The organism is Bradyrhizobium sp. 63_E2_N1_3 (genome assembly GCF_052076005.1).
GTDB classification, from domain to species: Bacteria; Pseudomonadota; Alphaproteobacteria; order Rhizobiales; family Xanthobacteraceae; genus Bradyrhizobium; species Bradyrhizobium barranii.
In genome coordinates this window covers 5,883,788-5,895,842 of record NZ_CP197235.1, presented here as the reverse complement: position 1 = coordinate 5,895,842, position 12,055 = coordinate 5,883,788, and the positions used below count along the sequence as shown (strand labels likewise).

Sequence of the window (12,055 nt, the reverse complement as noted above, 5' to 3'; positions counted from 1 at the left end):
TCGCGAGGCGATGAATGTTTTTGAGTCGGAGCCGACCATGTAACCTGTCCGTTACCCACGCTTGGATGTTTGATCCCTGACTTGTTGAAAGCTGCTGCTCTCGCAGTGGTGCTCGTCCCGACGTCCCGGGGGGCGCCAGGTGATCAAGCAGCAGACCCATCCCAGCGATGACATTCCTGTCCAAGATGAATGACGGCGATCGCGTCATAGTCGCGTCACCTGACCCGGTCCGTGGTCGGGCCAGGATGCAGGTGCGACATGCCAAACGCCGTCACGAAATCAAGCCCCACGATCCCTCGTCTCTTCGTCCTCGAATTGAACGCGGGCTGCATTCACCTGATGAATGCGGATGGCTCCGACCGCACGACCATCGTCACCGGCTGCCACCTTCCGGATGGCATCGTCGTGGATGTCGAGGCTGGCCATATCTACTGGACCAACATGGGCATCCCGAGCCTGGATGACGGGTCCATCGAGCGCGCCGACATCGACGGCAAGAACCGCAAGACCATCGTCCCGCGGGGACACACCCACACGCCGAAGCAGATCATCCTCGATAAGAAGGGCGGCAAGCTCTACTGGTGCGATCGCGAGGGTATGCGCGTCATGCGCTGTAACCTCGAGGGCTCGCGGCTGGAGACGCTCATCGAAGCGGGCCACGGCGAAGCCGATCGCAAGGACCAGATGCGATGGTGCGTCGGGCTGGCGATCGACCCGAAATTCGGTCGTATCTACTGGACGCAAAAGGGGCCTGATAATGCAGGGCTCGGTCGCATCTTCCGCGCCAATGTCGAAATCCCAGCCGGCCAGACCGCAGCCATGAGATCCGACATCGAGATATTCTACGACGGTCTGCCGGAGCCGATTGATCTGGAGATCGATCACCAGAGTCGAATTCTCTACTGGACCGATCGCGGTGATCCTCCGCGCGGCAACACGGTGAACCGGGCCTCGCTCGACAACAAGCCTGCCGAGCCGGAGATCGTGGTGACCCATCTCATGGAGGGGATCGGTATCGCGCTCGACGTTCCCAACGATCGCATGTTCGTGACCGATTTCGCGGGCTCGGTCTACTCCGCGCGGCTCGACGGGGCCGGCGAGCGCAACTTCCTCTACGCCCAGGGCAATCTCACCGGCATTGCCTATGCCGAAGTCTGACCAACGCATTGGAGAGAACGACATGACCGACACCAAGCCCATTCGCCGTATCGCCATCATCGGCACCGGCGTGATCGGCGCGAGCTGGAGCTCGCTATTTCTCGCCAAGGGATTGCAGGTCGTTGCGACCGATATCGCGCCGAACGCGGAAGCAGCACTAAGGAAGTTCGTCGAGACGGCCTGGCCGGCGCTCAAGCGATTGGGCTTGTCGCCCGGAGCTTCGCAGTCGAACCTCACGTTCACGCCCGACATCGCGCAGGCACTCGCCGGCTCCGACCTCGTCCAGGAGAACGGGCCCGAGCGGATCGAATTCAAGCAGAAGCTCTATGGCCAGCTCGACGAGCTGTTGCCGCCCGACGTGATCATCGCATCGAGCTCGTCGGGGCTCACCATGAGCGAAATCCAGAAGGGTGCCGCATCCCATCCCGAGCGCTGCGTCATCGCCCATCCGTTCAATCCGCCCCATCTGATCCCGCTGACGGAGATCGTCGGCGGGGCAAAGACCTCGGAAGCCACGATCCGGCGCGCAACGGAATTCTACACGTCGATCGGGCAACGGACGGTGCGCCTCAACAAGGAAATGCCGGGGCACGTCGCCAACCGCCTGCAGGCGGCGCTGAGCCGCGAAGTCTATTACCTCGTGGCCGAGGGCGTGGTGAGCGCCGCCGACGTCGACACCGCCCTGAGCTGGGGCCCGGGTTTGCGCTGGGGCGTCATGGGCAGCCTGATGCTGAACCATCTCGGTGGCGGTCCGGGCGGCATCGAGCACTTCTTCCAGCAGTTCACCGGCCCGATGACGGCCTGGTGGAAGACCCTCGGCTCGCCCGTGCTGACGCCGGACGTGCAAAAGAAACTCATCGACAGCGTCCATGCCGAGGCCGGATCGCGCACCATCGCGGAGCTGGAGGCGGAGCGCGACGAAATTCTGCTCGGCCTGATCGAGCTGCGCAAGAAGGCTGCGAAGCCGAGCTGACGCAATCGGCAGCGTCCGCGAGATCAATCATACCTTCAACCCTTCACTTTTCAGGCTTCCGAGCCGCAGCGAGGAGATATCGCAAATGTCCACCGCAAACACAGCAGGCAAGACCGCCGCGCCGAAGTCACCGCCGGCACCCAATGGCGATTTCTACCAACTGGTCGACCTCCTCACCCCGGACGAAAAGGCGCTCGTCAAGAAGGTGCGGACCTACATGGAGACCAAGGTCCAGCCGGTCATCAACAAGTACTGGTCCGACGACGCGTTTCCGTTCGAACTGCTGCCGTCGTTCAAGGAGCTTGGCCTCGGTGGGCTCGGCTTCAAGGGCTATGGCTGCGCGGGCGGCAGCCAGAAGCTGTTCGGCTTCGTGGCGATGGAGCTGGCGCGCACCGACGCCTCGTTCTGCACGTTCTTCGGCGTGCATAGCGGCCTCGCCATGGGCTCGATCTATCTCGACGGCTCCGAGGAGCAGAAGCAGAAATGGCTGCCGGCGATGGCGCGCTGGGAAAAGATCGGCTGCTTCGGCCTCACCGAGCCGCTGGTCGGCTCCGGAACGAGCGGCGGCCTGACCACGACGGCCAAGCGGGAAGGCGATACCTGGATTCTCAACGGACAGAAGCGATGGATCGGCAATGCGCCTTGGTGCGACATCTCCATCATCTGGGCGCGCGACCTTGCCGACAATCAGGTCAAGGGATTCATCGTCGAGAACAAGTCGACGCCCGGGTTCAGCGTCGAGAAGATCGAGCACAAGATCGCGCTCAAGGTGGTCCAGAACGGCCAGATCACGCTGAAGGACGTGCGGGTGCCTGAAGCGAACCGCCTCCAGGGCGGCAATTCCTTTCGCGACACCGCGCGCGTGCTGCGGATGACGCGCTACATGGTGGGCTGGGCATCGACCGGCATCCAGATGGGTGCATACGAGGCCACCCTCAAATATGCCCAGGAACGATTGCAATTCGGCAAGCCGATCGCCTCGTTTCAGCTGATCCAGGATCTGCTCGCCAAGATGCTCGGCAATCTGACCGCGTGCCAGTGCCTGATGCTCCGCCTGGCGCAGCTCGATGACGAAGGCAAGCTCGGCGACCATCACGCGGCACTGGCGAAGGCATTCTGCACGGCGAAGTCGCGCGAGACGGTCTCATGGGGCCGCGAGGTGCTGGGCGGCAACGGGATCGTCGCCGACTACAACGTCGCGCGCTTCTTCGCCGACGCCGAGGCGCTCTACTCCTACGAAGGCACCTATCAGATGCAGAATCTGATCGTCGGCAAGGCCATCACCGGTCACGGCGCTTTCCTCTGACCTTTCAGCGGGGCCGGCGCATCGGCGCCGGCTGCCCTACTCAGGAGACACGACCATGGTTTCGGGAACTGCACCGTTCACCCCTTCGCCTGCAACAGCACCAAGCTCAGCACCGAGAGCGGCGCTGGCCCTTGCGAACGTCCAGTACGAGAAAAAGGGCCCGATCGCCTACGTGACGGTCAATCGGCCTAAAGTGCTCAATGCACTCAATACGCCGACCTGGACCGATTTGCACGCGGCATTCGAGGATGCCAAAGCGGACGCGTCCGTGCGCGGCGTCATCCTCACCGGCGCTGGCGACAAGGCGTTCATCGCCGGCGCCGACATCAGTGAACTCGCCCATGTCGATGCTTACGACGCCGAGGGGTCCAGCCGGTTCGGCCAGGGTGTGCTGGACCTCATCGAAAATCTCGGCAAGCCGGTGATCGCGGCGATCAACGGCTTTGCGCTGGGCGGCGGCTGCGAGACGGCGATGGCCTGCACGATCAGGATTGCCGCCGAGCATGCCAAATTCGGTCAGCCCGAGGTCAAGCTCGGCCTGTTGCCCGGCGGTGGCGGAACGCAACGCCTGCCGCGCCTGGTGGGAAAGGGGCGTGCGTTGCAGCTGATCCTCACCGGCGAGACGATTTCCGCGCAGGAAGCCTATCGCATCGGCCTCGTCAACGAAGTCGTTGCTGCCAGCAGTCTGATCGATCGCGCCGAGACGGTCCTGAAGCAGATCATGGCCAACGCGCCGATCGCCGTGAAGTTCTCGCTGGAAGCGGCCAATAAGGGCATGGACACGAGCCAAAGCGAAGGCCTTGTGCTGGAAGCCTCGTTCTTCGGCATTTGCGCCGCCACCGAAGACAAGAAGGAAGGCACCGCAGCCTTCCTCGAAAAACGTGCGCCGCAGTTTCGCGGACGCTGAAACAAGGCCGCTCTGAGCGGATTTGGAAAGGACGCCCATGGCAAACGACAACATTTTCTCCGGACTGAAGGTGGTGGACCTCGCGAGCTTCATCGCGGGCCCGAGCGCCGCCGTGATCCTGTCCGACTTTGGCGCCGACGTGATCAAGGTGGAGCCGCCGAGCGGCGAGCTGTGGCGACATGCGAACCACCTCCCGCCGCAGCCGGTCGCCGACGATGCCTATCCCTGGCACCTGGCCAACCGCAACAAGCGCGGCATGGCACTCGACCTGAAATCTCCGGAGGCCCATCAGGTTCTCGAGAAACTGGTCAAATGGGCCGACGTGCTCATCGTCAACACGCCGCATCCGGCGCGCAAGAAACTGAAGCTCGAATATGAGGATGTGGTGGGGTGGAATCCGCGCCTGATCTACGCCGACATCACGGGCTTCGGCGACAAGGGACCGGACGCGAATCTTCCCGGCTTCGACATCACGTCCTACTGGGCCCGCAGCGGATTGCTGTCGATGACGCGCGATGCCGGTGCGCCGCCGACCTGGCCGGTGGCCGGCAGCGGCGACAACGCCACCGCCGTTGGGCTCTATTCGGCGATCGTCACGGCCCTGTATCGCCGTGAACGGACCGGGGAGGGAGCGCATGTCACCACCTCGCTTCTCGCCGAGGGCGTGTGGTCTGCCAGCGTCTCGATCCAGGCCGCGCTGTGCGATGCGAAATTCTTCGGGCTGCATGATCGCATGCACCCCGCAAATGCGGCCATGAACGTGTATCGCGCCAAGGATGATACCTGGTTCGTTCTCATCATCACGCCCGACAAGGTGGAGGCCGTGGCGAAGGCGATCGGCCGCCCCGATCTCCTGACTGATCCGCGGTTCTCCGACCCGGCGAAGCTGACGGCGAACATGACGGAGCTCACGGCGATTCTCGACGAGACCTTCTGTGCCGAGCCGATGGCACATTGGTACGAGGTATTCAACGGCGTTCACGTGACGTTCGGAGCAGTACGCGGGCCACAGGAGGTGATCAACGACCCCCAGCTCCGGGCCAACGACATCATCGTGCCCCTCGAGGGGGCGGGCGGCAAGCTGACGTCCACGATCTCCAGCCCGCTTCAGGTGCATGGTGTCGCCAAGGTGCCCGCGAAGCGCGCGCCGAAGATCGGAGAGCATAACGACGAGGTTCTCCGGCAGCTGGGATTCAGCGCGGCCGAGATTGATGGTCTGCACGCGAGCGGTACCGTTCCGAAGGCAAAGGGCCAAGCGGCCTAGCGCGATGACAGGGGGTGTGGCGGCGCTAGCCGCCGCGACCCTGCGTTGCGGTCAAACTCAGCAAAGGGTTCAGGAGTTCGACCATGGATGAGATCGTGACCGAACATGCCGCGGGCATCTTGCGTATCCAGTTGAACCGCCCGACAAAGCGGAACGCGATGACATCGGCCATGTACGTGGCTCTCGCTGATATCTTCAACGCGGCGGCGAATGACGAGGGTACGCGTGTCATTCTCTGGCATGGCGCGGGAGATTCGTTCTGCGCCGGCAATGACATCGATGACTTTCTCAAGAATCCTCCAGGACCGGGTGAATCGCCACAAGCGGGCCTCATGCATGCACTGGTTGACTTCGACAAGCCACTGGTCGCGGCAGTCCACGGCGCTGCGATCGGCGGCGGCACGACCATGCTGACGCACTGCGACTTCATCTACGCGGGCGAGAGCGCAAAATTCCAGATGCCCTTCATCAATCTGGCGCTCGTTCCGGAGTTCGGATCGAGCTGCTCAGTGCCGGCGCGGATCGGTCACGTCCGTGCAGCCGAGCTGATCTTGATGGGATCTCCATTCGATGCCCGGCGTGCGGCGGAGCTGGGACTGGTGACCGAAGTTGTCCCCGACAACGATCTCCGGGCGAAGGCAACCGACACGGCCCGGAAGTTGGCAGCGAAGCCCGCGGCTGCGTTACAGGCCAGCAAGCGGCTCATGAAGCAGCCATTTCGCGAGCAGATCAAGGCCGCGATGAAGGCCGAGAACGAAGAATTCAGCACGCAAGTCCGCTCCGAAGATGCAAGGGAAGCGTTCACGGCTTTCGTGGAAAGGCGCAAGCCCGACTTCACGCGAAACATCAAGTCTCAAGCGACTGCATGACCAAGGAAAAGCCGATGTACGTATGCGTATTGGTTGGAAGCCTGCGGAAGGCTTCGTTCAACGGGATGCTGGCGAATGCACTGATCTCGCTGGCGCCGTCCTCGATGAGGCTCGACATCGTCGAGATCGGAGGATTGCCATTTTACAATGAAGATCTCGATACCGCAGCTCCGCCCGCGCAATGGACCGCGTTCCGCCAGCGCATGAAGGCCGCCGACGCCGTTCTGTTCGTCACGCCGGAATATAACCGGTCAGTGCCTGCCGTGCTCAAGAACGCGCTGGATGTCGGTTCCAGGCCGTATGGACGCAGCGTCTGGGACCGCAAGCCGGGTGCGATCGTCAGCGGCTCGCCCGGGGCGATCGGAGGCTTCGGCGCCAATCATCATCTCAGGCAATCGCTCGTGTTTCTGAACGTGCCGACCCTGCAGCAGCCTGAGGCCTATCTCGGGCATGTCGACAAGCTGTTCGATGAGCACGGCAAGCTCGCTGGCGACGGCACCAGCAAATTCCTCCAGGCGTTCATGCAGGCGTTCGCCAATTGGGCCGAGACGGTTCGGCCGAAATGATCCGATCTCGGGGGCAGCGCGTCTGCCCCCTCGCGGCAAGAGCGGGCTGAAATCGCAGCGTCGCGCTCAAAAATGGATCGGCCGCATTTGCTCGAATTCGTCGCGGCACGCGCGGCTGAAGTCATGCAGCAGATCGATCGTGCCATCGATGGCCATTTCGCGCAGTTGGACAAAGCTCTTGTCCGGCTCCAGATAGGTGTCCAGGATTTTTCGGGTGACGTCCTCGGCATGATGGACCACCGGCTTTGAAGATATCGCCCGCATCGCGCTCATCTTGGCGTAAAGGCTGACCAGGCTCGGAATGTCGGCTTTATCGTGCTGGAGCGCATCGATGTAACATTTGGCGGCGTCCTCGATGAAATCCCTGTACAGGGTCTGCCGCCGAGTCTCCTCGTGAAGGACCCACTGCGCGCGGACCTGACTTCGCTGGCTCCGCCAATTGGCTATTCCGCTTGTCAGGCCGCCCACGGCTGCACCGGTGAGAGCGGCGAGCGCGGATATGATGGAAGCGTCCACAGGTGCAGTCCTTAACGAATTTCCGGGAATGCTTGCAAGGTCTTGATTGGCCGCAACTATGACGAGGACGATCTCGGTCCCTCGGAAATCAGCCGCGAGCTCCTTTGCCCCGACAGATACGACCAGAACCACTGGGTCTGGACTCGAAACCTGTTCTGGAGTTGCGGCAGGGCGAGCACATGCAACGCGGCCCACACCCACCAGGTCAAAAAGCCGCTGCTGCGCAAATGGCCGGACTCGAGAATCGCAAAATTCTTGCCGACCACCGCCATGTTGCCCTTGTCGCGATACCGAAACGGTCGGCCATCCTTGTGTCCCTTGACGCGGCTGGCGATGACCTGACCGACAAATCGTCCCTGCTGAATGGCTGCCTGCGCGACCCCGGGGACGGGGTGACCATCCTGGGTCATCGTGGCCGCATCCCCTGCAACAAAGACGTTGGGCGCATCGGGAATGTCCATGAAGGCGCCCACGAATGCGCGCCCGGCGCGGTCTGTCCGGGTCGCCAGCATCTTCACGACCGGGGAAGCGCTGACGCCTGCCGTCCAAAGTACGGTGGCGCTGGGAATGCGGACGCCGGCCGCGATCACGCCCTGATCGTCAACCTTCTCGACCTTTACGCCCGTCGAGACCTCGACTCCGAGTTTCGTCAGTCGCTTGGCCGCCTTTCGCGACAGCGATTCCGCAAAGGTCGGCAGGATGCGAGTGCCGCCATCCAGCAGAACAATCCGGCTCTTGGCGGGGTCGATCTTGCGGAAATTGTTACGCAGGGTCACCGAGACCAGTTGAGCGATCGAAGCGGCAAGCTCGACGCCGGTCGGACCGGCGCCCACCAGAACGAAGGTCATTTGGCGAGCGCGCTCGTTCTCGTCATCGGTTGCTTCAGCCAGTTCAAATGCGCTCAAGATCTTGGTCCGGATCGTTTCGGCGTCGCTCAGGCTCTTGAGGCCCGGTGCGAACCGCGCGAACTCGTCATGACCGAAATAGCTCGGACGCATTCCGGTCGCGATCACCAGGAAATCGTACTCGAGCTTTCGACTGCCAATCTCCGGGCAGATGGCCTCGACGGTGCGTGCTCCCAGGTTGACGCCCTTGACCTCGGCCAGCATGACGCTGAGATTTTTCTGCTTTGCCTCGAGTTGCCGGATCGGTGCCGCGATCTCGGATGGCGCCAGAACAGCGGTGGCGACCTGGTACAGGAGCGGCTGAAAGATATGGTGATTGCGGCGGTCGACCAGCGTGATCTCGACATCGGCTCGCTTCAGAGCCCGTGCCGCCGCGATACCGGCAAAGCCACCGCCGACGATCAGGACGCTTTTTTTGCCTGGGGCCGCCTTTGTCGACGGCGGCTTTTCTTGCGGGAACGATTTGGTGAGAATTGTCGTCATGGGTACACCGACTCTCCAGGGCCAGCCGCCCCCCCAGGGTCAGATACAGCGGAGCTCCGGATTAATCTTGGATGGCGCTGCGGTGCATTGAACGACCGTGCCTGATCATCCGGGGAAGGGTCTGAGCCGCTCGTACAGCATGCGCGGGAGGATCAGCCCGAAGGCCATCGCCGTGATGATCAAAAGCGCCGTGGCACTGCTCGCAGCGATACTGGTGACCAGAGCCGCCGGTGCGCCCGGGCCGATTGAGACCAGTTCGACGAGGCCCGTCGCAGTGTTGAACAGGAAGAAACCAGGCATCAACGAGACAACGGCGGAGAACGCGACCGCCGCGAAGGGCAGATGCAGGCGATCGACCACGGGAGCCGTGAGGGCGCTGGCAAACATGCAGGCGACGAGTGTTCCGGCCGGAGCACTTCCGCCGGCGGAGATCACCGCCCAGTGTGCGGCATGTGCAAGCATGCCGACTGCAATCGGGAAAGGCAGCAGACGCCATGGCATTGAGAAGAAAGTACCGAATGAGGCGACTGCGCATCCTGCTGCGATCACATCGATGATCAACGGCAGGGGCGGAGATGGCCCGGCTATCGCGAGTTGCCCGCCGGCGGCCGTGTACCCGAACAGACCGCCGGCGCAGATCAGCAGCACGATGATGCCGGCATAGGCCAGGCGGGTCATGCCCAGTGCGATGCGCGTGCGAGCGAGGTCCATGGCACCGTTGAGGATATGCGGACCGGGGACAAGCACCATGCAGGGACAGAAGGCGACCAGCGCAATTGCATCCGACAGTCGAAATCGGCTGGCAACAGCAGCTACAGCACCGGCGACCAGCGCGGCGCAAAGTGGCTGGAGGAGCGGGTTATGGCTGAAGCCGGACAGCCTGCGCCTGATGAGCGCGCCGGCGGCTGCGCTCATTGCGATCAGGAGCAGGCTCATCGCATCGAGCGCGCCGAAGATGACGCCAAGCGAGGCCGCACCAACGGCTGCGAACAAGGTGAAGCGTGGCGTGGAAGCGGGCGGTAGACGATCGGCCGACTCAAGTGCGGATTGCGCGGCACCGGCCGGCAATGTGCCGTCGCAGATCTGATCTATCACCGTCGTAACGGCGAGTACCCTGCCCATGTCGACGCCGAGCGGCCTGGCGGGCACAGCTTGCGAGACGCGCGAGCCATCCAATTCGATGATCAGTTCGTCCCATTGCGGGAGCACCTTCACCGCGACGCCGAGCGCGCGCCCAAGACGCGTGGCAGCGACAACCGTCCGTTCCGTGGTCTGACCGTGAGCAAACAGAAGAGCGGCCGCCAGCACGGTCGTGCTCAGCGCCGTTTCGCAAGACGGCGGTTCGGCGCGCGAGCTCTCCGGCTTTCGCTCGGTCAATTGCGTTGCGCGGTCCAGTAGCCCGAGCATCGTGAGCTTCCCGAATAGCCGCTCCACCTTCCGCGACCCGAGTTCCCGGAAAGTCTGCCCGTGCCGGACGCGAATTTGTCGTGAACCTCTACCGAAGCGCGGACCGAACCGGATTTCGCGACGTAGCCCCTGAATTTCACGAGATTGGGATGCGTGACTATTCCGTCGGAAATATTGACGGTGAAGTTGTAGCTGGGATCGCATGCGCCGCCTTGCGTCACGAAGACGAGATCCCAGGAGCCGTCATAGGCGGATCGTGCCTGCGCGGCCGGGGCCATCAGGCAAACAGCTGCAATCGTCCAGAGCAAAGGCATCTTCATCGATAGTTCTCCGTAGGCTCGGCGAACGTTTCCACGCAAACGGAACGAATTTCGCCGATGTTCAAACCAGGGATCGAGCGTCACAAATATAGGGCTGCTCTAGGAAGAATTGGCGCAAAGCGCTTGTTGAAAAGTGCTCAGATCACTTTGAATCGTGCGTTCACGAAAGATGCAGGCGCGACCAGACGCCCAGCCAATTGTTTTGAGCAGGATTGGCTCCAATCGAGCAGCCATATTCAATCGCGTGCACCGCTGGGCAGACATACTGAACGCACGCACTGTCGCTGTTCGAACGGAGCACGACAGGTCGCATTCAGAATGAACCTGGAGCCGCGAGATGAACGCCAAGTCCATTGCTGGCCAGCTTGGGGAAAGACGCGCTCGTACCCCTCATTCGCTGGCTGACCATTGGAATGTGTCTGACTTCGTCGCCCTCACAAAGCCGCGCGTGATGATGCTCGCGGTCTTCACCGCGCTCGTCGGATTGAGCTCCGCTCCGGTTCGCCTTGATCCGCTAACGACCCTTGCGGCAGTTCTTGCCATTGCAGCGGGAGCCGGAGCCGCCGGTGTCCTCAACATGTGGTACGACGCCGATATCGATGCGGTCATGAGCCGCACCGCCATGCGGCCAATTCCGCTCGGCAAGATCTCCCGGTTCGCGGCGCTTGTCCTTGGACTCCTTCTTGGCGGGTTCTCCGTGGTGGCTCTCGCCCTGGCGACGAACCTCGTGGCAGCCGCGTTACTGGCGGGCGCTATCCTCTTTTATGTCGTGGTGTACACGGCGTGGCTGAAGCGGTCCACGCGGCAGAACATCGTCATCGGCGGCGCTGCCGGCGCGCTGCCGCCGGTGATCGGATGGGCCGCGGCAACAGGCGATATCGGGCTGGAGCCGCTTGCGCTGTTCCTCATCATCTTTCTCTGGACGCCGCCCCATTTCTGGGCGCTGGCACTCAACCGCACCGAGGATTACGCCGGCGCGGGCGTACCGATGCTGCCGGTTGTTGCGGGACGCTCGGTCACAACACGGCAGATATTGATCTACAGCGGTCTCCTGGCTCTCGGTTCGGAGCTGCCCTGGGCACTGGGGTTCGCAGGCGTGATCTACGGCGTCACCGTTGCGATCTGCGGGGCGCTTTTCCTCATGCTTGCATTTCTGCTGGACAGAAGCATCGGGCCTGATCGCCGTCCCGCCCACAGGCTGTTCGTGTTCTCCATCTTCTATCTGTTCGCGTTGTTCGCAGCGTTCCTGGTTGACCATGGCGGCGAGTCATTCCGGCGCACGCGTGCCTCGCATGCGGGCATTGCCACGTCGGTGCATGCTGATCGCCTGCCGGAGGTCGCCCGGAGCGCATGGCGCACCAACAATCCCAGGGAGCTCTAA

Annotated in this window: 11 protein-coding genes; 8 read left to right on the top strand and 3 right to left on the bottom strand. The window is 62.6% G+C overall.

Annotation, left to right across the window (positions count from 1 at the left end):
• Positions 1-258: 258 nt before the first annotated feature.
• The 7 genes from AB7531_RS28425 to AB7531_RS28395 all read left to right on the top strand — a co-directional run bounded on the left by AB7531_RS28425 (position 259) and on the right by AB7531_RS28395 (position 7,043).
• Positions 259-1,158: a hypothetical protein gene (locus tag AB7531_RS28425; RefSeq protein WP_063984106.1), complete on the top strand. Its 900-nt coding sequence runs from the start codon at positions 259-261 to the stop codon at positions 1,156-1,158.
• A 22-nt stretch (positions 1,159-1,180) separates the two neighbouring features.
• The gene (locus tag AB7531_RS28420) at positions 1,181-2,131 is read left to right on the top strand and encodes a 3-hydroxyacyl-CoA dehydrogenase NAD-binding domain-containing protein (RefSeq protein ID WP_063986479.1); all 951 of its coding nucleotides are present in this window, start codon (positions 1,181-1,183) and stop codon (positions 2,129-2,131) included.
• Between the two features lie 85 nt (positions 2,132-2,216).
• The gene (locus AB7531_RS28415) at positions 2,217-3,437 is read left to right on the top strand and encodes an acyl-CoA dehydrogenase family protein (RefSeq protein WP_063984105.1); all 1,221 of its coding nucleotides are present in this window, start codon (positions 2,217-2,219) and stop codon (positions 3,435-3,437) included.
• A 55-nt stretch (positions 3,438-3,492) separates the two neighbouring features.
• Positions 3,493-4,344 carry an enoyl-CoA hydratase-related protein gene (locus AB7531_RS28410; protein ID WP_441280196.1) on the top strand — a complete coding sequence of 284 codons (852 nt, stop codon included), beginning with the start codon at positions 3,493-3,495 and terminating at the stop codon, positions 4,342-4,344.
• A gap of 37 nt (positions 4,345-4,381) precedes the next feature.
• Complete coding sequence (locus AB7531_RS28405) at positions 4,382-5,608, top strand: CaiB/BaiF CoA transferase family protein (RefSeq protein WP_063984104.1); 1,227 nt, start codon at positions 4,382-4,384, stop codon at positions 5,606-5,608.
• Between the two features lie 83 nt (positions 5,609-5,691).
• The gene (locus tag AB7531_RS28400) at positions 5,692-6,477 is read left to right on the top strand and encodes an enoyl-CoA hydratase (protein WP_063984103.1); all 786 of its coding nucleotides are present in this window, start codon (positions 5,692-5,694) and stop codon (positions 6,475-6,477) included.
• A 14-nt stretch (positions 6,478-6,491) separates the two neighbouring features.
• Positions 6,492-7,043, top strand: coding sequence for an NADPH-dependent FMN reductase (locus tag AB7531_RS28395; protein ID WP_063986477.1), 552 nt, complete (start codon positions 6,492-6,494; stop codon positions 7,041-7,043).
• A gap of 66 nt (positions 7,044-7,109) precedes the next feature.
• Here AB7531_RS28395 and AB7531_RS28390 read toward each other — a convergent pair whose 3' ends face one another.
• From AB7531_RS28390 to AB7531_RS28380, 3 genes are all read right to left on the bottom strand, one after another.
• Positions 7,110-7,691, bottom strand: a complete 582-nt coding sequence (locus AB7531_RS28390; RefSeq protein ID WP_199877104.1) for a hypothetical protein — start codon at positions 7,689-7,691, stop codon at positions 7,110-7,112.
• Entirely contained in the window at positions 7,616-8,947 is a 1,332-nt protein-coding gene (locus AB7531_RS28385; protein WP_084795194.1) for an NAD(P)/FAD-dependent oxidoreductase, read from the bottom strand. The genes AB7531_RS28390 and AB7531_RS28385 overlap by 76 nt, the downstream gene beginning before the upstream one ends.
• Before the next feature lie 105 nt (positions 8,948-9,052).
• Entirely contained in the window at positions 9,053-10,558 is a 1,506-nt protein-coding gene (locus AB7531_RS28380) for a threonine/serine ThrE exporter family protein (RefSeq protein WP_245328447.1), read from the bottom strand.
• A 453-nt stretch (positions 10,559-11,011) separates the two neighbouring features.
• Here AB7531_RS28380 and AB7531_RS28375 point away from each other — a divergent pair, with 453 nt between their 5' ends.
• A complete protein-coding gene (locus tag AB7531_RS28375; RefSeq protein ID WP_084795191.1) occupies positions 11,012-12,055 on the top strand; it encodes a heme o synthase in 1,044 nt (347 codons plus the stop codon).